This is a genomic window from Phyllobacterium brassicacearum, assembly GCF_003010955.1.
GTDB lineage: Bacteria > Pseudomonadota > Alphaproteobacteria > Rhizobiales > Rhizobiaceae > Phyllobacterium > Phyllobacterium brassicacearum.
This window is the reverse complement of record NZ_PGGO01000001.1, coordinates 212,825-232,983: the sequence shown is the minus strand read 5'-3', so window position 1 is coordinate 232,983 and position 20,159 is coordinate 212,825. Positions and strand designations below refer to the sequence as shown.

Annotated in this window: 21 protein-coding genes; 18 read left to right on the top strand and 3 right to left on the bottom strand. The window is 57.3% G+C overall.

Annotated features, from left to right (window positions below):
* The first annotated feature begins 79 nt into the window (after positions 1 to 79).
* The 4 genes from CU102_RS01145 to CU102_RS01130 all read left to right on the top strand — a co-directional run bounded on the left by CU102_RS01145 (position 80) and on the right by CU102_RS01130 (position 3,001).
* The gene (locus tag CU102_RS01145) at positions 80 to 430 is read left to right on the top strand and encodes an RT0821/Lpp0805 family surface protein (RefSeq protein ID WP_106709122.1); all 351 of its coding nucleotides are present in this window, start codon (positions 80 to 82) and stop codon (positions 428 to 430) included.
* Positions 431 to 554: 124 nt separating this feature from the next.
* Complete coding sequence (locus CU102_RS01140) at positions 555 to 1,487, top strand: DnaJ C-terminal domain-containing protein (protein WP_106709121.1); 933 nt, start codon at positions 555 to 557, stop codon at positions 1,485 to 1,487.
* Between the two features lie 91 nt (positions 1,488 to 1,578).
* Entirely contained in the window at positions 1,579 to 2,397 is an 819-nt protein-coding gene (fabI, locus tag CU102_RS01135; RefSeq protein WP_106709421.1) for an enoyl-ACP reductase FabI, read from the top strand.
* Positions 2,398 to 2,407: 10 nt separating this feature from the next.
* Complete coding sequence (locus tag CU102_RS01130; protein WP_106709422.1) at positions 2,408 to 3,001, top strand: histidine phosphatase family protein; 594 nt, start codon at positions 2,408 to 2,410, stop codon at positions 2,999 to 3,001.
* Between the two features lie 20 nt (positions 3,002 to 3,021).
* On the opposite strand, the gene CU102_RS01125 is transcribed toward CU102_RS01130, so the two are convergent.
* The gene (locus CU102_RS01125; RefSeq protein ID WP_106709120.1) at positions 3,022 to 3,276 is read right to left on the bottom strand and encodes a DUF1344 domain-containing protein; all 255 of its coding nucleotides are present in this window, start codon (positions 3,274 to 3,276) and stop codon (positions 3,022 to 3,024) included.
* A gap of 168 nt (positions 3,277 to 3,444) precedes the next feature.
* Here CU102_RS01125 and aroC point away from each other — a divergent pair, with 168 nt between their 5' ends.
* The 9 genes from aroC to CU102_RS01080 all read left to right on the top strand — a co-directional run bounded on the left by aroC (position 3,445) and on the right by CU102_RS01080 (position 13,385).
* Positions 3,445 to 4,539, top strand: a complete 1,095-nt coding sequence (aroC, locus tag CU102_RS01120; RefSeq protein WP_106709119.1) for a chorismate synthase — start codon at positions 3,445 to 3,447, stop codon at positions 4,537 to 4,539.
* Positions 4,540 to 4,553: 14 nt separating this feature from the next.
* Positions 4,554 to 5,657, top strand: a complete 1,104-nt coding sequence (gene ribB, locus CU102_RS01115; protein WP_106709118.1) for a 3,4-dihydroxy-2-butanone-4-phosphate synthase — start codon at positions 4,554 to 4,556, stop codon at positions 5,655 to 5,657.
* A gap of 113 nt (positions 5,658 to 5,770) precedes the next feature.
* Positions 5,771 to 7,054, top strand: a complete 1,284-nt coding sequence (locus CU102_RS01110; protein WP_106709420.1) for a cystathionine gamma-synthase family protein — start codon at positions 5,771 to 5,773, stop codon at positions 7,052 to 7,054.
* Between the two features lie 128 nt (positions 7,055 to 7,182).
* Positions 7,183 to 8,109 carry a histone deacetylase family protein gene (locus tag CU102_RS01105; RefSeq protein WP_106709117.1) on the top strand — a complete coding sequence of 309 codons (927 nt, stop codon included), beginning with the start codon at positions 7,183 to 7,185 and terminating at the stop codon, positions 8,107 to 8,109.
* 2 nt (positions 8,110 to 8,111) lie between these two features.
* Complete coding sequence (locus CU102_RS01100; RefSeq protein ID WP_106709116.1) at positions 8,112 to 8,366, top strand: exodeoxyribonuclease VII small subunit; 255 nt, start codon at positions 8,112 to 8,114, stop codon at positions 8,364 to 8,366.
* A 72-nt stretch (positions 8,367 to 8,438) separates the two neighbouring features.
* A complete protein-coding gene (locus CU102_RS01095; protein WP_106709115.1) occupies positions 8,439 to 9,362 on the top strand; it encodes a pirin family protein in 924 nt (307 codons plus the stop codon).
* 148 nt (positions 9,363 to 9,510) lie between these two features.
* Positions 9,511 to 11,376 (top strand): 1-deoxy-D-xylulose-5-phosphate synthase, encoded by a 1,866-nt coding sequence (dxs, locus tag CU102_RS01090; protein ID WP_245425130.1) that lies wholly within the window; start codon positions 9,511 to 9,513, stop codon positions 11,374 to 11,376.
* Positions 11,377 to 11,382: 6 nt separating this feature from the next.
* Positions 11,383 to 12,120: a TlyA family RNA methyltransferase gene (locus CU102_RS01085; protein ID WP_106709113.1), complete on the top strand. Its 738-nt coding sequence runs from the start codon at positions 11,383 to 11,385 to the stop codon at positions 12,118 to 12,120.
* Positions 12,121 to 12,155: 35 nt separating this feature from the next.
* Positions 12,156 to 13,385, top strand: coding sequence for a class I SAM-dependent RNA methyltransferase (locus CU102_RS01080; RefSeq protein WP_106709112.1), 1,230 nt, complete (start codon positions 12,156 to 12,158; stop codon positions 13,383 to 13,385).
* 12 nt (positions 13,386 to 13,397) lie between these two features.
* On the opposite strand, the gene tldD is transcribed toward CU102_RS01080, so the two are convergent.
* Both tldD and CU102_RS01070 read right to left on the bottom strand, forming a co-directional pair.
* Positions 13,398 to 14,810 (bottom strand): metalloprotease TldD, encoded by a 1,413-nt coding sequence (gene tldD / locus CU102_RS01075; protein WP_106709111.1) that lies wholly within the window; start codon positions 14,808 to 14,810, stop codon positions 13,398 to 13,400.
* Positions 14,811 to 14,879: 69 nt separating this feature from the next.
* The gene (locus tag CU102_RS01070; RefSeq protein ID WP_224493511.1) at positions 14,880 to 15,347 is read right to left on the bottom strand and encodes an invasion associated locus B family protein; all 468 of its coding nucleotides are present in this window, start codon (positions 15,345 to 15,347) and stop codon (positions 14,880 to 14,882) included.
* A gap of 436 nt (positions 15,348 to 15,783) precedes the next feature.
* Between CU102_RS01070 and coxB the strand changes: the two genes are divergently transcribed.
* The 5 genes from coxB (at position 15,784) to CU102_RS01050 (ending at position 20,152) form a co-directional block, all read left to right on the top strand.
* Positions 15,784 to 16,629 (top strand): cytochrome c oxidase subunit II, encoded by an 846-nt coding sequence (gene coxB / locus CU102_RS01065; protein ID WP_106709419.1) that lies wholly within the window; start codon positions 15,784 to 15,786, stop codon positions 16,627 to 16,629.
* Between the two features lie 38 nt (positions 16,630 to 16,667).
* Positions 16,668 to 18,320: a cytochrome c oxidase subunit I gene (gene ctaD, locus CU102_RS01060; protein WP_106709109.1), complete on the top strand. Its 1,653-nt coding sequence runs from the start codon at positions 16,668 to 16,670 to the stop codon at positions 18,318 to 18,320.
* A gap of 86 nt (positions 18,321 to 18,406) precedes the next feature.
* Positions 18,407 to 19,351: a heme o synthase gene (gene cyoE / locus CU102_RS01055; RefSeq protein WP_106709108.1), complete on the top strand. Its 945-nt coding sequence runs from the start codon at positions 18,407 to 18,409 to the stop codon at positions 19,349 to 19,351.
* Between the two features lies 1 nt (position 19,352).
* Positions 19,353 to 19,508, top strand: coding sequence for a hypothetical protein (locus tag CU102_RS29615; protein ID WP_166648295.1), 156 nt, complete (start codon positions 19,353 to 19,355; stop codon positions 19,506 to 19,508).
* Positions 19,509 to 19,525: 17 nt separating this feature from the next.
* A complete protein-coding gene (locus CU102_RS01050; RefSeq protein WP_106709418.1) occupies positions 19,526 to 20,152 on the top strand; it encodes a cytochrome c oxidase assembly protein in 627 nt (208 codons plus the stop codon).
* The last annotated feature ends 7 nt before the right edge of the window (positions 20,153 to 20,159 follow it).

Here is a 20,159-nt window from a genome sequence, read left to right as displayed (position 1 = left end):
TGCAACAAAACTGCATTGGCGCGGGCCTTGCCACGGCCTAGCCCTAGGCATTGCCCTGTGCTTGTTTTCCGGTTGCGCCATGAAGGACTTCGGCATCGAGAAAGCGGTTCCAGACCAGGCCACGGTAACCGGATCGGTTGCTCCGGCACAATCCGTCGACATGAAGGGTTCATCTGACCAAACGACAGTGCGCAACATTGTCTCGGCTCTCAATTTCACGCAATGGGGCAGCAAGCCGGTTCCGTGGTCCAATCCTGAAACCGGTAGTCAGGGAACCATAACGGCCATTGCTGAGAAGAAGGATGAAAGCGGCCTTTGCCGGGAATTCCAGACTTCACGCGAATCATTTGATGGTGTCATGCTTTATAAGGGTGAAACCTGCATGCAGAATGGCGGGCAGTGGACATTGAAATCCTTCGCGCCGATGTAGCCGGTTGTAAATCTGATACCATTCTTGCGCTTTTTTGCTTCAAATCTCTGGAATTTCTTCCTATTCATGAACATATAGCTGCGGAATCCCAAGGCATCTCGCTTTTGCGAGGAAAGGCAGACACATGCGCGATCCCTATAGCGTACTGGGCGTCGCCAAGACGGCGAAGCCTGAAGAAATAAAATCGGCGTTTCGCAAACTCGCCAAGAAATATCATCCTGACCAGAATCAGGATGACCCGAAAGCGCAGGCCAAATTTTCAGAGATCAACCAGGCCTACGAGATCGTTGGCGACAAGGAACGTCGTGGTCAGTTTGATCGCGGCGAGATCGACGCCGAAGGCAAACAGCGGGTTCCACACGGTTTTGAAGGTTTCTCAGGCGGAGGGGGCGATCCCTTTGCCGGGTTCGGCGGCGGGCGTCAGCGGGCTGGCGGCTTTGAGTTTCGCAGTGGAACGGGTGGCAATGCCGGCTTCGGCGCCGAAGACATCTTGAGCAGTCTGTTTGGCGAAACGGCCGGCATGGGCGGTTTTGGCGGAGGTGCGCGGCGCGCCGGGCCCCGCAAAGGCGCCGATTTGCAGGCAACCATCGACATTTCGCTCGAGCAGGCCGCAGGAGCCGAAAAGGTCGAAGCGGTATTCCCCAACGGAAAACGGTTGGCGATCAAGCTTCCGGCGCAGGTCGAAAACGGCCAGACGATTCGGCTGAAGGGCCAGGGAGAAGCCATTCCTGGCGGCACCGCAGGTGACGCATTGGTCACAGTCCGGTTCAAACCGCACCCCAAATTCCGTGTCGAGGGCAGGGATCTCCACATCGATCTCCCCGTGCCGTTGCGTGATGCCGTACTTGGATCGCGGCAGGAGGTCGAGACTCTGAACGGTCGTGTTGCTGTCAAAGTGGCGCCCTGGACCAGTTCCGATCGCGTTTTGCGGCTGAAAGGCAAAGGTTTGCCAAAGAAGCCCGACGGCCATGGCGACCTGTTCGCGCACGTTCGCATCATGTTGCCGGAAAATGGCGATCCTGCACTGGAAGCGTTCTTGCGCGACACCAGTCACTGAAAATCCAAAACGGCATTGACAGTGTGCTTGAAGCCCGGCGCGGGCTGTGCGATACCGCACATCAATCACAAGTCTCATGAAGGGTTGGTATATGACCGCCAAAACTGGTTTGATGCAGGGTAAACGTGGCCTCATTATGGGTGTCGCCAATAATCGGTCGATCGCCTGGGGCATTGCCAAGGCCGCTCGCGATGCCGGTGCCGAACTTGCATTCACCTATCAGGGCGATGCGTTGAAAAAGCGCGTCGAGCCGCTTGCTCAGGAACTCGGTGCTTTCCTGTGCGGCCATTGCGATGTCTCGGATGCGTCGACCATCGATGCTTGCTTTGCGGCACTTGAAAAGGAATGGGGCAAACTCGATTTCGTCGTTCATGCCATCGGCTTCTCCGACAAGGATGAGCTAACCGGCCGCTATGTCGACACGTCGGAAGGCAATTTCACCAAGACGATGCTGATTTCGGTCTATTCGCTCACAGCTGTCGCCAAGCGCGCGGAAAAGCTGATGACGGATGGCGGTTCTATTCTGACGCTAACCTATTATGGCGCCGAGAAGGTCATGCCGAACTACAATGTCATGGGTGTTGCGAAGGCCGCGCTCGAGGCAAGCGTCAAATATCTCGCGGTTGACCTCGGTCCGGACAATATTCGGGTCAACGCGATCTCGGCAGGGCCGATCAAGACGCTTGCGGCCTCGGGGATCGGTGACTTCCGCTATATTCTCAAATGGAACGAGTATAACGCCCCATTGCGCCGTACCGTAACCATCGAAGAAGTTGGCGATGCCGGACTTTACTTCCTCTCGGACCTTTCTCGCTCTGTCACCGGCGAGATACATCATGCCGATAGTGGTTATCACGTCGTTGGCATGAAGGCCGTGGACGCTCCGGACATTTCAGTCGTCAAGGATTGACCCGCAAGTGATTTCGCCTGACACGTTGATCTATTTCTCGCGTCACGGCGAGACAGACTGGAACGCGACTGAACGGATCCAGGGGCAGGCGGAGGTCGATATCAATGCGCGAGGCCGGGCGCAGGCCGATCGCAATGGCGATCTGATGAAATCATTGATCGGCGATGGCACAGGCTTTGACTTCATTGCCAGCCCGATGCGGCGTACCCGTGAGACAATGGAGCGCATCAGGACCCGCATGGGCGTTGATCCCAAGGCTTACCACACGGATCCGCGGTTGATGGAAGTCCATTTTGGCGACTGGCAAGGCTTCATGCTCCAGGATATTGCAGCCAAGACGCCCGAGCTGGTCAAGGCCCGGGCCAGGGACAAGTGGAATTTCGTGCCGCCCGGTCACACGGCTGAAAGCTATTCAATGCTCGGTGTGCGGGTGGCGAGCTGGCTGTCGGAGGTCAAGGAGCCCACAGTCTGCGTTACGCATGGCGGTTGCCTGCGAACGATTTTCCAGCTCGTGAAAGGGATGGACGGGCACGACGCAGCGAATCTTGCTATCACCCAGGACCACATTCTGCGATTAGAGCACCGCCAGCTTACCTGGCTGTAGCGGATGATTCGCGCTGGCCGTTATTCCTGCGTCTCTTCGATGTCGGTGATGAAGCGTTCCTTGTCGACGACGTCGAACATCAAGGTGACCTTCATGCCTTCTTCGATGACACTCAAATCAAATTCACCTGGCAGTTTGTAGACTTTGCCGTCATCGAGTGTGATCGTGGAATTATCCGCATCGATATTGGTGATTTTGCCTTGCGCATCGTCCGCAAGGGCACCGACCGGGAATAGGGAAGCGACGAACATGAATGTTGCTACGATGAAGCGCATTTGATTTCCTCTTTATATCAAATCGGTGTGCCGGTCAGGGCTGCAGTTAGAACGCCCATTTGTGGCAAAACAATTGCTTTTTTTGTCAGGATAAAGGAAATTCAGCGGCGGATTTGACCACAAGAGTAAACGCTCATAAAACCCCCTGACAAAACGTCGGGTACGCACATGTCGCATAATACGTTCGGTCATCTTTTTCGTGTCACCACCTGGGGCGAAAGCCATGGCATTGCGCTTGGATGCGTGGTGGACGGATGCCCTCCCGGCATATCGTTTACGGAGGCCGAAATTCAGGCTTATCTCGACAAACGCAAGCCGGGACAGTCGAAATATACGACACAAAGGCGGGAGCCCGACCAGGTGCGCGTTCTCTCAGGCGTGATGTTGCAGGATGACGGCGTCACCATGATCTCGACCGGAACGCCGATATCCATGATGATCGAGAATACCGACCAGCGTTCAAAGGATTATGGCGATATTGCCCGCCAGTATCGACCGGGCCACGCCGATTACACCTATGATGTGAAATACGGCATTCGCGACTATCGCGGCGGCGGCCGCTCGTCGGCGCGCGAAACCGCTGCCCGTGTCGCGGCCGGTGCTATCGCGCGCAAGGTTGTACCCGGGCTCGTCGTTCGCGGCGCGCTGGTAGGCATGGGGATTCATTCGATCGACCGAGGTCGTTGGGATTGGGACGAGGTCAATAACAATCCGTTCTTCACACCCGATGCCGGCTCGGTCGAAACCTTCGCCACTTATCTTGATGGCATCCGCAAGGCGGGCTCGTCTATCGGCGCGGTGATCGAAGTTGTCGCGGAAAATGTTCCGGCGGGCCTTGGGGCTCCGATCTACGGCAAGCTTGATCAGGATATTGCCAGCTATCTCATGTCGATCAATGCCGTGAAGGGTGTGGAGATCGGCGACGGATTTGATTCGGCCAAGCTTACTGGCGAGGAAAACGCCGACGAAATGCGCATGGGCAATGATGGCACGCCGATTTTCCTGTCGAACCACGCTGGTGGTATACTGGGTGGTATTTCCAGCGGCGCGCCGATCGTCGCACGTTTTGCAGTCAAGCCGACCTCGTCCATACTGACGCCGCGCCGCAGCATCGATGCGGACGGCAACCAGGTGGATGTCATGACCAAAGGCCGGCATGATCCTTGCGTGGGTATTCGCGCCGTGCCAATTGGCGAAGCAATGGTGGCTTGTGCCATTGCTGATCATTATCTCAGACATCGCGGCCAGACAGGCCGCATTTAATAAAGGGCTCTAGCATGGCTTACAATCAGAAACGGGTGGTTGATGCCCTGCGTGCCTTCGAACGCGGCGAAATCGTTGTCGTCATGGATGATGACGGACGCGAGAACGAAGGCGACCTGATCGTTGCTGCGGTTCACTGCACACCGGAAAAGATGGCCTTCATCGTACGCCACACCTCCGGCATCGTGTGCACGCCAATGCCGCGTGATCACGCGCGCCGCCTTAACCTTGCGCCGATGGTGGCCGACAACGACGCGCCCCACTCAACGGCCTTCACCGTAACTGTCGATTATAAGCATGGCACGACAACCGGCATTTCTGCCGACGACCGCACGCTTACGGTTCGCAATCTCGCCAACCCCAATTCGGGCGCGGTGGATTTTGTTCGTCCTGGCCACATTTTCCCCCTCGTAGCCCGTGAGGGCGGCGTGCTGATGCGCTCCGGGCATACAGAAGCGGCTGTCGATCTGTGCAAGCTTGCCGGGCTCCCGCCGGTAGGAGTCATCTGCGAACTGGTCAATGACGACGGCTCGGTCATGCGCGGACCTCAGGTCGCGAGTTTCGCCGAAACGCACAAGCTGCAGCAAGTTACAGTTGCCGATCTGATCGCTTACCGGCAACGCAAGGAAACTTTGATAGAGCGCATCGGCGAGTATGAGATTGACACCTGTGCTGGCAACGCCAAGGCGATCACCTACGCATTGCCATGGGAGCCAATGCACCATATCGCCATAGTTTATGGCGATATCCGCGATGGCGAGGATGTTCCGGTACGCCTGCAGCGCGAGGATGTTCTTAGTGACGTATTTGGGGCACGCAACACACTCGAGAGCATCATGAAACGCCTGACTGAGGAAAAGCGTGGGGTGATTGTCTACCTGCGCGAAGGTTCGGTAGGCGTCGGTCGCGATGATGACCGTAACCGTACGAACCTGCGGGATCGCGAAGCCCATGCAGAAGCGCGGGTACGGGAGGAAGAGTGGCGGCAGATTGGGCTTGGCGCTCAGATTTTGAAGGATCTCGGCATCACCTCGATAAGGCTGTTGTCTTCGCGTGAACGGCACTATGTTGGCCTGGAAGGCTTCGGCATTCAGATCACCAAGACAGATATTATTTAGCCCCGATCGCGGGTGTCATTTTCCGTCCGTATGTCGGTCAAAATAGCAAGGATTGGTCGCAAGCTTTGCTATAATCTCGCTGGTTGAAGCTTCATACCAGCGAGGAGACTGCCATGACCGCTCCCCACCCCTCCAAGACACATATCGGCAATCACGCACTGCATCCTGAGACGCTGATGCTCAATTACGGGTATGACCCGGAATTATCAGAGGGAGCTGTCAAGCCGCCTGTGTTCCTGACCTCCACCTTCGTGTTCAAATCCGCCGAAGAGGGACGTGATTTCTTCGACTTTGTCTCCGGACGGCGTGAACCACCAGCTGGCACGGGGGCGGGGCTGGTCTATTCGCGGTTCAACCACCCCAATAGCGAGATCGTCGAGGACCGCCTGGCCGTCTACGAGCGTACTGAAAGCTGTGCACTGTTTTCCTCCGGCATGTCGGCTATCGCCACAACCCTGCTCGCCTTCGTTCGCCCTGGGGATGCGATCCTGCATTCGCAACCACTATACGGCGGTACCGAAACCCTGCTTGCCCGGACGTTCCTTAACATGGGCGTTGCGGCGGTTGGGTTTGCCGATGGTGTGAACGAGGATTCGGTGCGGGCCGCAGCTGAAGAGGCGATGCAAAAGGGTCGCATCTCGGTAATTCTCATCGAGACACCGGCCAACCCGACCAATAGCCTCGTCGATGTCGCGATGATCCGGAGGATTGCCGAAGCAATCGGCGAGAAACAAGGACATCGCCCGATAATTGCCTGCGACAACACCTTGTTAGGCCCTGTCTTCCAGCGCCCTATCGAGCATGGCGCGGATATCTCGATTTATTCGCTGACCAAATATGTAGGCGGCCATTCCGATTTGATCGCCGGTGCTGCACTTGGATCAAAGGCAGTGATGAAACAGGTGAAGGCGTTGCGCGGCGCGATCGGCACGCAGCTCGATCCGCATTCCTGCTGGATGCTCGGGCGTTCACTCGAAACGCTCGGCATTCGTATGGAAAAGGCCAACAACAATGCCTTGCTGATCGCCAACTTCCTGCGCGAACATCCCAAATGCGATAAAATCCATTACCTGCCGTACCACGACGCATCGTCGCCACTTGGCCGAACGTTTGCGGCGCAATGTACGGGGGCCGGTTCGACCTTCTCCTTCGATATTCATGGCGGTCAGCCTGCAGCATTCAAGTTCCTGAATGCGCTGCAGATCCTTAAACTGGCGGTCAGTCTGGGCGGCACTGAATCGCTCGCCAGCCATCCGGCAACAATGACCCACTCGGGTGTCCCGGTGGAAGTGCGCCAGCGCATCGGCGTGCTGGATTCGACCATCAGGCTGTCGATCGGCATCGAACATCCGGACGATCTCATCGCCGATTTGGCGCAGGCGCTGGCGGCCGCCTAAGCACGTCTTGCTCTCGTGCTGAAAACGCCTCTCACTTCGCGCTTGTAAGATCGCGAGGCGATGGTGCAAGATTTGGGTATGGCCATGTTGGCCATGCTGATGCCCTTTTGCCGTTGCAGAAAGTTCTCATGGTTACCCGTCTTTACACGCATCCGATTTACCTTGAGCACCTGACGCCGCTTGGTCATCCGGAGCGGCCGGACCGGCTGCGCGCGCTGGACAAGGTGCTGGAGGACAGTGCTTTCGATGCGCTGGATCGCGTTCAGGCGCCACTGGGTGACGAAGCCACCATACTTTATGCCCACCCGGAATCGTTCCTCGACCGGGTGCGCAATACGATCCCCGAAGAGGGACTGACTCGCGTGGATGCCGACACGACCGTAAGCCCAAAAAGCTGGGAAGCTGCCTTGACGGCAATTGGTGCGGCTAACGCCGCCGTCGATGATGTTTTCGAGGGCAGGGCGGATAATGTCTTCGTTGCATCGCGTCCGCCTGGTCACCATGCGGAGCGTGACAAAGCCATGGGCTTCTGCCTGTTCAACAACGCCGCAATTGCCGCTCGCCATGCCCAGAAGGCGCATGGTGCGATGCGCGTCGCGATCGTTGACTGGGATGTGCATCATGGCAACGGCACGCAGGATATCTTTTGGGACGATCCGTCCGTGCTCTATTGCTCGACACATCAGATGCCGCTGTATCCTGGAAGCGGTGCGAAGGACGAGACGGGTGCCGGAAACATCGTCAATGCGCCGCTCAGCCCCATGACGGGCAGTGACCATTTCCGCGAGGCTTTCAACACGCGCATATTGCCGGCGCTCGACGCGTTTCAACCGGAGCTGATCATCGTTTCCGCCGGGTTCGATGCACATCACCGGGACCCTTTGGCTGAAATCAATTTGTACGAAGATGATTTTGACTGGGCGACAGGCCTTCTCATGGAAAGAGCTGGGAGCTTCGCATCAAACCGTCTTGTCAGCCTGCTGGAAGGCGGGTACGACCTCAAGGGGATGTCGCTCTCGGCGGGTGCCCATATCAGACGCATGATGGAAGGTTGAGCATGGCTGACGTACAAAACAATTCCGATATCGCCGCCATGAGCTTTGAACAGGCGCTCGATCAGCTGGAAAAGATCGTCGATGATCTGGAACGCGGTGACGTGCCCCTCGAACAATCAATCCGCATTTACGAACGTGGCGAGGCGCTGAAGAAGCACTGCGATACTTTGTTGCGCGCCGCCGAGGACAAGGTGGAAAAGATCCGCGTTGGCCGCAACGGCGAACCTGTAGGTACCGAGCCGCTCGACCCGGAGTGACATCAAACCACGCTGTTCAGCCCTGTCCCAAGCGGATATGCTGGAGCTCCGACAATCCCCGGAGTACCGGTCATGAGTTTTTTCCCCTGCCCAGACCCGAAACCAGGTGACGCGACAGCCGTCGATTCGATCGAGACGCTGATCATTCCGCGCACCAGCGACATTGGCGGACTTGAGGTGCGCCGTGCATTGCCGAGCGCCAAGCGTCGACTTGTTGGGCCCTTCATTTTCTTCGACCGCATGGGACCAGCGATTCTCCGCCCGACTGACGCACTGGATGTCCGGCCGCATCCGCATATAGGCCTTTCAACCGTGACCTATCTGTTCGATGGCAATATTCGTCATCGGGATAGCCTCGGGACCGAAATGGTCATCAGGCCCGGTGACGTCAATCTTATGACCGCAGGTCGAGGCATCGTCCACTCAGAGCGTTCACCGGAAGAATTGCGCACGGAGCCTTTGCCGATTTCCGGCCTGCAGACATGGCTGGCACTGCCCGATCATCTGGAAGAAATTGATCCGGCTTTCGCCAATACCGGAGTAAGTGAACTGCCCGTGTTGCATGAAAACGGCATGGAAGCCCGCGTGGTCATGGGAAACTTTCATGGCGCGAGTTCTGCAGTGAAGCAGCATGCGGAAACGCTCTACGTCGATATCCGATTGGAGCCCGGAAGCCACATTCAGATACCGGCCAACGCGGCGGAGGAGCGGGCCATCTACACGCTGGATGGATCGGTCAAGGTTGCTGGCGAAACGTTCCCGGCAGACCGTCTGTTGGTGTTCCGCGCGGGCGACGAAATCGTCGTCCATGCGCTGGAAGGGGCGCATTTCATGTTGTTCGGCGGAGCCGCCTTGCTATCGAAGCGCTACATCTGGTGGAACTTCGTCTCCTCGTCCAAGGAGCGGATCGAGCAGGCCAAGGAAGAATGGCGTTCCGGGCGTTTCGATATCGTGCCGGGTGACGAGGAAGAATTCATACCCTTGCCTGAAAATTGACGTGAGAGCCGACGATTCTCTGCTTCTTGCTGGTTTGATGGTTTTCCTTTAGGGACCTCTCGCAAGAATTGAGCTTGGAACTGGAACCTGCGCTTTGCCCAAGAATTTTGAGACACCGCTACTTGATCGCGTCAATGCCCCCGCAGATATGCGTCAGCTGCCGGAATCCGACTTATCGCAGTTGGCACTGGAGCTGCGGACCGAGCTGATCGATGCGGTGTCGACAACCGGTGGGCATCTTGGTGCCGGCCTCGGTGTAGTAGAGCTGACTGTCGCATTGCATCACGTGTTCGATACGCCGCATGATCGCATTATCTGGGACGTCGGCCACCAGGCCTATCCGCACAAGATATTGACCGGGCGGCGCGACCGCATTCGCACGCTGCGGCAGGAGGGCGGTCTCTCCGGTTTCACCAAGCGCAGCGAGAGCGAGTACGATCCCTTCGGTGCCGCCCACTCGTCCACGTCGATTTCGGCCGGTCTTGGCATGGCAATTGCCAGCGACCTCTCCGGTACCAGGCGCAACGTTATTTCAATCATCGGCGATGGCGCAATGTCGGCCGGCATGGCCTATGAGGCGATGAACAATGCCGGCGCGCTCGATGCAAGGCTTATCGTCATTCTCAACGACAATGACATGTCGATTGCTCCGCCAACCGGGGCAATGAGTGCCTATCTCGCGCGTCTTGTTTCAGGGCGTGCCTATCGCTCGTTTCGTGAGACCGCCAAACAGCTTGCGAAAAAACTGCCGAAATTCCTGCAGGAGAAGGCGCGGCTTTCGGAAGAATATGCGCGTGGTTTCTGGACTGGCGGTACTATGTTTGAGGAGCTCGGGTTCTATTATGTCGGGCCTATCGACGGGCACAATCTCGATCACCTATTGCCCGTACTCAAGAATGTCCGCGACACCATGGACGGACCGGTCTTGATCCACGTCGTCACGCAGAAGGGCAAGGGCTATGCCCCTGCCGAGGCGGCCGCAGACAAATATCACGGCGTCAACAAGTTCGACGTGATCACCGGCGCGCAGGCCAAGCCGCCAGCGAATGCGCCGAGTTATACGAAGGTTTTCGCCACGAGCCTGATTGAGGAAGCCCGGCATGACGACAGGATTGTTGCAGTCACCGCGGCGATGCCGGGTGGCACCGGTCTTGATCTCTTTGGCGACGTGTTTCCCAGTCGCACTTTTGACGTCGGCATTGCCGAACAACATGCCGTGACATTTGCGGCCGGTCTAGCAAGCGAGGGTTTCAAGCCATTCGCCGCGATCTACTCGACTTTCCTACAGCGCGGCTACGACCAGGTCGTGCATGATGTATCATTGCAGAACCTGCCCGTGCGCTTTCCGATCGACCGTGCTGGCCTCGTAGGTGCTGACGGAGCGACCCATGCTGGATCATTCGACACCGGTTTTCTAGCTGCATTGCCTGGATTCGTTGTCATGGCCGCCTCGGATGAAGCCGAACTGCGTCATATGGTGCGGACGGCGGCCGAGTATGATGAGGGTCCGATCTCGTTCCGCTATCCGCGCGGTGATGGCGTCGGGGTCGACATGCCGGAGCGCGGACAGGTCCTACAGATTGGCAAGGGCCGGATTGTACGTGAGGGTTCGAAGATCGCGCTCTTGTCCTTCGGAACGCGCCTCCATGAATGCCTGGCCGCAGCCGAAGAACTCGATGCAGCAGGACTTTTCACAACAGTTGTCGATGCACGGTTTGCCAAGCCATTGGATGAGGAGTTGGTTCGCCGTCTGGCGCGCGAGCACGAAGTTCTGATCACAGTAGAGGAGGGCGCGATCGGCGGTTTCGCCTCCCACGTGCTGCATTTCCTCAGCCGGGACGGCCTCTTGGACAATGGCCTGCGCGTTCGCACGTTGACGTTGCCGGATCTTTATCTCGATCATGCGAAGCCGGAGGCAATGTATGCCCGCTCGGGCCTCGACAGCGCCGGCATCGTGCAGGCCGTCTTTGGCGCACTTGGCCGCGAGCACATTGTTTCACCTGCCCGCGCGTAACGTTTGATGCGGCTCGATCAGCTTCTGGTTGATAAGGGGATATTCGCCAGCCGATCGCGGGCTCGCGACGCCATCATACGTGGTACAGTGCAAGTCAATGGTGTGCTCGTCACCAAACCGGGCATGACAGTTGCGCTGGATGCAGCAATCGAGGCGGATGATCCAGCCAGCAGCTATGTCTCGCGCGCAGCGTTGAAACTAATTGCCGGCCTCGACCATTTTGCCATCGATGTGGAAGGATGCACAGCCCTCGATATCGGCGCATCCACTGGCGGATTCACGCAGGTTCTGCTGGAAAGAGGTGCGGATCACGTCATTGCCGTCGATGTCGGCCATGACCAGCTGCACGATAGCTTGCGCGGCAATACGCGCGTCATCAATCTTGAGAACCTGAATGCGCGGGATCTGTTGCGCGATCACCTGGGAGGCAAATCCGTCGATCTCGTCGTCTCCGACGTCAGCTTCATTTCGCTCAAGCTGGCATTGCCGCCGGCACTTGATCTGGCGGAGCCCGGGGCATGCTGTGTGCTGCTGGTCAAGCCGCAATTCGAGGCGGGCCGTGAAGCGATCGGCAAGGGTGGCATTTTGCGCGATCCCAAGGATGGCGAACGCGTTGCAAATGATCTAAGGAACTGGCTGGATGGATTGCCGGGCTGGACCGCTCTTGGGGTTTGCCCTTCGCCCATAGAAGGCGGCGATGGCAATCGCGAATTTCTTCTGGCCGGCCTGAAAGTAAAAGCTTGAACAGCGAGCTTGAATAGTTTGAAACGAAAAGATTGATGAGCACGCGCGTAACGATTGAACGAATGGGCGCTGGAGGCGATGGCATTGCTTCCACTTCGGCAGGGCAGGCGTATGTGCCGTTCTCGTTGCCCGGCGAAGTCGCCAACGTCGCACTGGAACATGGTCGTGCGACACTCATGGCTCTGCTTGAGCCTTCGTCGGAACGCATTGAACCAGCCTGCCGGCATTTCGAGGAGTGTGGTGGCTGCGCACTGCAACATTGGCAGGAAGAGGCCTATCGGAATTGGAAGCGCTCGCTCGTTCATGATGCCTTGGCGGGTAGGGGGCTCACATTCGCCCTCGATACCCTTGTGCCGTGCGCGCCGCAGACTCGCCGACGCGCGGTATTTGCGGTGCGCACCAGTGATCACGGCGCAGTGCTCGGCTTCAACAGGCATTTGAGCCACGAACTCATCGACATCTCGGAATGTCCTATCACAGTTCCTGAGATCGTCTTGCGCCTCGATGATTTGCGCGATCTGGTTGCGGTGGTCAGCGGGGGCATGAAGCCGTTCCGGTTGACTGTGACAGCCACTGCTTCCGGCCTCGACATCATGGTGTCGGGATGCGCGGCGCCGGATGCCGCCAAACGCCAGGCGCTGACCGCATTAGTTCTCAAGAAAGATTTCGCCCGCCTGAGTTTCGAAGGCGAGATCATCGTCGAGCCAAGAAAACCGCTGGTTCACTTCGGCAAGGTACCGGTGTTTCTTCCCGCTGGCGGATTTCTTCAGGCGACCGCGGATGCGGAGCAAGCCATGTCCGCACTGGTGACGGGACATCTGGCGAAAGCCAAGAAAACGCTCGATCTGTTCAGCGGCTCAGGCACATTCGCGTTGAGAATAGCAGAGAAATCGGCCGTTCATGCCGTCGAAGGCGACCAAGCGGCTATCGCAGCGCTCGATCGCAGCGTGCGTCATGTCCAGGGTCTGAAACCGGTGACAGTCGAGCGTCGCGATCTTTTCCGCCGGCCGTTTCTTGCTCGTGAACTCACCCCGTTCACCGGTCTGGTGTTCGATCCGCCGCGGGCAGGGGCAGAGGGACAGGCGATCGAAATAGCCAAGTCGTCGGTGCCGAAGGTTGCCGCGGTTTCCTGCAATCCCGTCACGCTCGCACGCGACCTGAGCATTCTGGTCAAAGGAGGCTATAAGATCGACCGCGTCGTGCCAATCGACCAGTTTCTTTGGTCGTCGCATGTCGAAGCTGTGGCCTTGCTCAGCAAAAAGTAGCGGGTCAGGCGGTCAGACCGCTGTTCCGCCCACGGTCATTTGATCCATGCGCAGATGCGGCTGGCCAACGCCAACCGGCACCCATTGACCACCCTTGCCGCAATTGCCGATGCCCGTATCAAGCTGCAGGTCGTTGCCGATCATGGAAATGCGCTGCATCGCGTCCGGCCCGTTTCCGATCAGCATGGCGCCCTTGACTGGTGCGCCAAGCTTGCCGTTCTCGATCATGTAGGCCTCGGTGCAGCCGAAGACGAATTTGCCGGATGTGATATCCACCTGTCCGCCGCCGAAGGAAACGGCATAGATGCCCTTTTTGACCGAGGCGATGATTTCTTCCGGCGTCTTGTCGCCGCCAAGCATATAGGTGTTGGTCATGCGCGGCATTGGTGCATGCGCATAGGATTCGCGCCGTCCATTTCCGGTTGGATCCATCCCCATCAGGCGGGCATTTTGCCGATCCTGCATGTACCCGACAAGAATACCGTCATCAATCAGCACGGTCTTGTTGGTCGGCATACCCTCGTCATCAACAGTGAGTGAACCGCGCCGCTCGGTGATCGTGCCGTCATCGACAACGGTCACGCCTTTCGATGCGACTTTCTGGCCGAGCAGCCCGGCAAATGCGGATGTCTTCTTCCGGTTGAAATCGCCCTCGAGCCCATGTCCCACCGCCTCGTGCAGCATTACACCGGGCCAGCCGCTGGACAGCACGACGTCAAATGTTCCGGCCGGCGCGGGAATAGCTTCCAGATTGACCAAAGCCTGGCGCAGCGCCTCGTCGGCGGCGTATTGCCATTTGTCGGTGGCGATAAACTCACCGAAGCCCTTGCGCCCGCCCGCACCATATGTACCGCTCTCCTGCCGGTCGCCGTCGCCCACAACGACCGAGACGTTGAGGCGGACCATCGGGCGAACGTCGCGAACGAAATGACCATCAGCGCGCAGGATCTCCACCTGCTGCCAGGACGCTGCGAGCGAAACGGAAACCTGTCTCACCTTCGGATCCTTGCCGCGCAGATATGCGTCGATCTCTTGCAGCAGCTTTACCTTCGCCTCGAATGTTGGCGAACCAAGCGGGTTCTCGTCACTGTAAATGCTGCGGTTCGTTCCGGGCGGTGCGGCCGTATATGTTCCGGCGTGACCGGTCCTGACTGCTGAAGCGGCGTCGGAGGCGCGCTTGAGTGCGCCAAGGGACAGTTCGCCAGCATGGGCGTAGCCAACCGCTTCGCCTGCGACTGCCCGGAGGCCAAATCCCTGATCCTGATTGAATGATCCGTTCTTCAACCGGCCGTTGTCAAACGCCAGCCCTTCCGATTCCCGGTACTCGATGAAGAGTTCGCCATCGTCGGCGCCATCAAGACTCTGCTTGACGGTGTCGAGGATTTTTTCGCGAGGGGTGTCAAAACTGTCGATCAGGCTTTTCATGGCAATCGGTCCGGTTCAATGTTCAATGACCGGATGTAAGCCTTCGATGGGCTCACGACAACCGCAATCTCAGGGAAGGGCGTCGAAACCTTCGCCAAATCCGTTGAGTTCGACGGGAATGCCGATGCCTTCTTCCGGCGTCTGGAAGACGATGAAGGTCGCAGCCTTGCCGGTCTTGAAGGTCTGGACAAGTTGATCCTCGAGAATGACTTCCGCATAGCAGCCATCCTCGAAACAGCGAACGAAATAGGCGCGGCCGATATCCTTGCCATCAACATTCAGGCCGAGGCCATTTGGCAGGAGCACTCCGAGCGGCGCCAGCACACGCAGGATCTTGGCTTTATTGTCGGCGGTTTTCAGGACGACGACCGACAGGCCCATTTCAGGCCGATCCGCGGCGACGACGTTCTGGATCAGCGCGCATTGTTCCGATTTTGCGCCCGCTGGCGTATCGCAAAGAATAGACCATGCGCCATGGGTGGATTTGACCGTACCGCTTTGTTGGGCGGCCATTGATGTACCCGCAAGGGTGCCCATCGACAGGGTTAGCAGGCCGACAGCGATGCTACGTAGCGCGAAAGAGAACATGTAGGCTCCAAAACGAATCATCCAGACGTTAAACCTCCGCGCCGCAGATGAAAAGAATGCCGCTCACACACTCCCCCAGCATACGGCGGCCTAATGTCGTGTGGTGTAATGCAAAAATGGCCGGATTGTGAGCCACCCCACGCCTCATGCAGCAAAATCACCGCGAATGCGAAAAAAACATGCGTCATTGTATATACCCAACGCAGAGGAGAGAGAAGCTGCGCGCAAAAATGCCGCATGAGATCACGTTCGCCTTCCTTGCGATGTAAGCTAATGTGTGGTTTGAACGCGGCATATACCCGGGCCATGTCCACGCCCGGCCTTAACGTATGGAATCAAGCTTCATTCGGGAGATTTCTAGGTGAAGAAGAATATTGTCACGCTGATGGGTGTCCTGAGTGGCCTGTTGAGTGCCGGAACTGCATATGCAGCGCAACCTGAACCATGGCAGATGACGTTTCAGCCAGCAGCTTCTGCCATCATGGAGCAGATCATCTGGTTTGAACGTTACACACTTTGGTTCATCATCCCGATTACGCTTTTCGTGATGGTCCTTCTGGCCTGGGTCATGATTCGCTATCGTGCCAGTGCCAATCCCGTACCGTCCAAGACCAGTCACAACACGGCCGTGGAAATTGTCTGGACGGTCGGTCCGGTCGTAATTCTTCTCTTCCTCGCAATTCCCTCTTTCCAGTTGCTGACGGCTCAGTATTCGCCGGAAGAACCCAAGATGACCATCAAGGCTACCGGTTATCAGTGGTATTGGGGCTATGAATACCAGGTTGGCGACGCTCCTGTTTCGTTCGATTCGGTATTGCTGAAGGACGCGGACCGCGCTGCCTTGGGCAAAGAGGATCGCAAGGCCTTTCCGCGCTTGTTGGCGGTCGACAACGAAATGGTCGTGCCGGTAAACACCACGGTTCGCCTTCTGGTCACCGGAGCAGACGTCATTCATTCCTTCTCGATGCCGGCTTTCGGCGTGAAGATGGATGCCATCACCGGTCGGAGCAATGAAACGTGGTTCAAGGCCGACAAGGAAGGCATGTACTATGGTCAGTGCTCGCAGATCTGCGGCAAGGATCATGCCTACATGCCTATCGCGATCCATGTCGTCTCGCAGGAACAATACGACACGTGGTTTGCCGCCGCCGGGAAGGATCTCCCGGGTGCTTACAAGGCGCTGACCGCGAAAATCGACACAGACAAGAACGTAAACGTTGCCGGCAACTAAGCTGGCTTGCGTGAATATTTAGGAACGGGAGCACTTTGATGGCAGGTTCTGCAGCTCACGAAGCCCATGACGCTCATAAGCCGACAGGCTGGACGCGCTGGGTCAATTCGACCAACCACAAGGACATCGGTACGCTGTATCTGATCTTCGCGATCGTTGCTGGCATTATCGGTGGTTGCCTTTCGATCGCCATGCGCGCCGAGCTGCAGCAGCCCGGTATTCAGATTTTCCATGGCCTGGCGTCGATGGTGTACGGTTTCGAAGGCGATGCCGCCGTTGATGCCGCCAAGCACATGTACAATGTTTTCTCGACGGCCCACGGCCTCATCATGATCTTCTTCATGGTCATGCCGGCATTGATCGGTGGTTTCGCCAACTGGATGGTGCCGATCATGATCGGTGCGCCGGATATGGCTTTCCCGCGCATGAACAACATTTCGTTCTGGCTGCTTCCGCCGGCTCTGTTGTTGCTCGTTCTGTCAATGTTCGTACCTGGGCCTGCCGGCGGTTTTGGTACCGGCGGTGGCTGGACGATCTATCCGCCACTGGCAACGTCCGGCCAGCCCGGCCCGGCGATGGATTTTGCGATCCTGTCGCTGCACATTGCCGGTGCGTCGTCGATCCTTGGTGCGATCAACTTCATCACGACGATCTTCAACATGCGCGCTCCGGGCATGACGCTGCACAAGATGCCGCTGTTTGCCTGGTCAGTGCTGATCACCGCATTCCTGCTGTTGCTGGCTCTGCCTGTTCTGGCTGGCGGTATCACAATGCTTTTGACCGACCGTAACTTCGGCACAACATTCTTCGCCCCCGAGGGTGGTGGTGATCCGCTGCTGTTCCAGCATTTGTTCTGGTTCTTCGGTCACCCTGAAGTGTACATCATGATCCTGCCGGCCTTCGGCATTATCAGCCACATCGTATCTACCTTCTCCAGGAAGCCGATTTTCGGCTACCTCGGAATGGCTTACGCCATGGTCGCAATCGGCGTGGTGGGGTTCATCGTCTGGGCCCACCACATGTACACCGTTGGTCTGTCCCTCGACACACAGCGCTATTTCGTCTTCGCGACGATGGTCATTGCTGTTCCGACCGGCGTGAAAATCTTCTCTTGGATCGCCACGATGTGGGGTGGTTCGATTGAGTTCAAGCCGCCTATGGTCTGGGCGATCGGCTTCATCTTCCTGTTCACGGTTGGTGGTGTGACAGGTGTTCAGCTCGCCAATGCCGGTCTCGACCGCGCAATGCATGATACCTATTATGTTATCGCGCACTTCCATTACGTGCTGTCGCTTGGCGCCGTGTTTGGCATCTTCGCAGGCTGGTACTACTGGTTCCCGAAGATGACCGGCTACATGTACAACCACACGATTGCGCACACGCATTTCTGGGTCATGTTCGTCGGCGTCAATCTGGTGTTCTTCCCGCAGCACTTCCTTGGTCTCGCAGGCATGCCGCGCCGTTACATCGACTATCCGGATGCGTTTGCAGGCTGGAACGAAGTATCGTCCATCGGGTCCTATATTTCCGGTGTTGCGGTGCTGATCTTCCTGTTCGGCGTCTTTGAAGCATTCGCCAAGAAGCGCGAAGCTGGTGCCAATCCCTGGGGCGCCGGTGCAACCACGCTGGAATGGCAGCTTTCATCACCGCCGCCCTTCCATCAGTGGGAACAGCTCCCGCGCATCAAGTAAGCAGAACGATGTCCGGACCGTTGGAACCAGTGGCCCGGACATCCCCCAAGACGAAGTTGCTACCTGAAAACGACAAGAATGAACTAATGCCACTGATTGAGAAAAACGCGAGTCTGGATACGAGCATTGGCCTCTCCGAAGCCAACGCATCGGATTATATCGCGCTGCTCAAGCCTCGTGTGATGTCGCTCGTCGTGTTCACGGGTTTTGTCGGTCTGATGGCCGCCCCGGGCCAGATCAATCCGGTTCTGGCTGCGATCGCCATTCTCTGTATTGCCGTCGGTGCAGGGGCGTCCGGTGCCCTCAACATGTGGTACGATGCGGATATCGATGCCATCATGAAGCGCACCGCCAAGCGGCCGATCCCTGCAGGGCGTATCTCTCGCGAAGAGGTCCTGACGTTCGGGCTTTTGCTTTCCGTCTTCTCGGTTGTGACGCTGGGTCTTTTCGTCAATCTCCTATCGGCTTTCCTGCTGGCATTCACCATATTCTTCTATGCTGTTGTCTACACAATGTGGCTGAAGCGCTCGACGCCCCAGAACATTGTTATTGGCGGCGCTGCAGGTGCATTCCCGCCCATGATTGGATGGGTTGCCGTGACCAATTCGATCAGCATGGAGAGCATCGTTCTCTTCATGATCATCTTTCTGTGGACGCCGCCCCATTTCTGGGCCCTGTCGCTGTTCATGTCGGATGATTACGAAAAAGCCAAAATTCCGATGATGCCGAATGTCATGGGCGAAGCATCGACGAAGTTCCAGATTTTCCTTTATACCCTCCTGGTCGCTCCGGTAGCTGTTCTGCCGTGGGTGATGGGCTTCGCCGGGCCGGTATATGGCGTATTTTCGATCGCGATGGGCGCGGCTTTCCTGGGCTATGCCTGGTCGGTATGGCGCTCGCCCGTTGGCGAAGCGATGATGAGACCGGCCAAGAAGATGTTCGCGTTCTCGATTTTCTATCTCTTCAGTCTATATGCCGTGCTTCTCGGCGAAATTCTCGTGCGTAAAGCACTTTTGGTAGCAGGTGCTTGATATGAGCAATGATCGCGTGACACTTACCGACAAACAAAGAAGGGCGCAGCGCAGCCGCTCGATCGCGCTCGCAGTGGCCTTGGCCGCGTTTGTTGTCATCGTATACGTCGGTACCTGGGCGAAGCTCGGCGCTAATATCCTCAGCCGGCCGATGTGATGGATACGGATACCGGGATGGACGAGAACAGCAATAAGAGTACTGCCGAACCTTCGCCTCAAAAGCGCAAGCTTTCCGATCGCACGATTGCGATATCGTGCCTGGCATTCTTCTTCGGCATGGTTGGAATGGCCTTTGCCGCCGTTCCGCTTTACGCGATGTTTTGTCAGGTCACGGGTTACGGCGGCACGACCCAGCGCGTCGAACAGATGTCGGACACAATCCTCGACAAGAAGATCATTGTCCGGTTCGATGCCAACACATCCGGTGGAATGCCCTGGCATTTTGAGCCCGTTCAACGTGACGTGACGATGAACATTGGCGAGACTACGCTGATTAAATATGAAGCCCGGAACATCACGGATAAGCCAACAGCTGGCCGTGCGTCATTCAATGTGACACCACAGGCCGCAGGCGCCTATTTCAACAAAGTCGAGTGCTTCTGCTTCACCGATACGGTTTTAAAGCCGGGCGAAGATCTTGAAATGCCGGTCGTATTCTTCGTCGACCCGGATATCGTCAATGCGCCTGAACTGAAAGGCGTCAACACAATCACCCTGTCTTACACATTCTTCCCAATTGCGATGCCAGCACCCGTGGCTGCCAATGCCGATGTAAAGAAGAATGCGTCAGGACAGCTTTGAACTTGCA

Coding starts and splice junctions, on each gene's coding strand:
- CU102_RS01145 (WP_106709122.1), top strand. CDS start 80: ATGAAGGACTTCGGCATCGAGAAAGCGGTTCCAGACCAGGCCACGGTA.
- CU102_RS01110 (WP_106709420.1), top strand. CDS start 5,771: ATGACCGCTCCCCACCCCTCCAAGACACATATCGGCAATCACGCACTG.
- CU102_RS01080 (WP_106709112.1), top strand. CDS start 12,156: ATGAGCACGCGCGTAACGATTGAACGAATGGGCGCTGGAGGCGATGGC.
- CU102_RS01140 (WP_106709121.1), top strand. CDS start 555: ATGCGCGATCCCTATAGCGTACTGGGCGTCGCCAAGACGGCGAAGCCT.
- aroC (WP_106709119.1), top strand. CDS start 3,445: ATGTCGCATAATACGTTCGGTCATCTTTTTCGTGTCACCACCTGGGGC.
- CU102_RS01105 (WP_106709117.1), top strand. CDS start 7,183: ATGGTTACCCGTCTTTACACGCATCCGATTTACCTTGAGCACCTGACG.
- cyoE (WP_106709108.1), top strand. CDS start 18,407: ATGCCACTGATTGAGAAAAACGCGAGTCTGGATACGAGCATTGGCCTC.
- CU102_RS01070 (WP_224493511.1), bottom strand. CDS start 15,347: ATGGGCACCCTTGCGGGTACATCAATGGCCGCCCAACAAAGCGGTACG.
- fabI (WP_106709421.1), top strand. CDS start 1,579: ATGACCGCCAAAACTGGTTTGATGCAGGGTAAACGTGGCCTCATTATG.
- dxs (WP_245425130.1), top strand. CDS start 9,511: ATGCGTCAGCTGCCGGAATCCGACTTATCGCAGTTGGCACTGGAGCTG.
- CU102_RS01050 (WP_106709418.1), top strand. CDS start 19,526: ATGGACGAGAACAGCAATAAGAGTACTGCCGAACCTTCGCCTCAAAAG.
- CU102_RS29615 (WP_166648295.1), top strand. CDS start 19,353: ATGAGCAATGATCGCGTGACACTTACCGACAAACAAAGAAGGGCGCAG.
- tldD (WP_106709111.1), bottom strand. CDS start 14,810: ATGAAAAGCCTGATCGACAGTTTTGACACCCCTCGCGAAAAAATCCTC.
- ribB (WP_106709118.1), top strand. CDS start 4,554: ATGGCTTACAATCAGAAACGGGTGGTTGATGCCCTGCGTGCCTTCGAA.
- ctaD (WP_106709109.1), top strand. CDS start 16,668: ATGGCAGGTTCTGCAGCTCACGAAGCCCATGACGCTCATAAGCCGACA.
- CU102_RS01125 (WP_106709120.1), bottom strand. CDS start 3,276: ATGCGCTTCATCGTAGCAACATTCATGTTCGTCGCTTCCCTATTCCCG.
- CU102_RS01100 (WP_106709116.1), top strand. CDS start 8,112: ATGGCTGACGTACAAAACAATTCCGATATCGCCGCCATGAGCTTTGAA.
- coxB (WP_106709419.1), top strand. CDS start 15,784: ATGGGTGTCCTGAGTGGCCTGTTGAGTGCCGGAACTGCATATGCAGCG.
- CU102_RS01095 (WP_106709115.1), top strand. CDS start 8,439: ATGAGTTTTTTCCCCTGCCCAGACCCGAAACCAGGTGACGCGACAGCC.
- CU102_RS01085 (WP_106709113.1), top strand. CDS start 11,383: ATGCGGCTCGATCAGCTTCTGGTTGATAAGGGGATATTCGCCAGCCGA.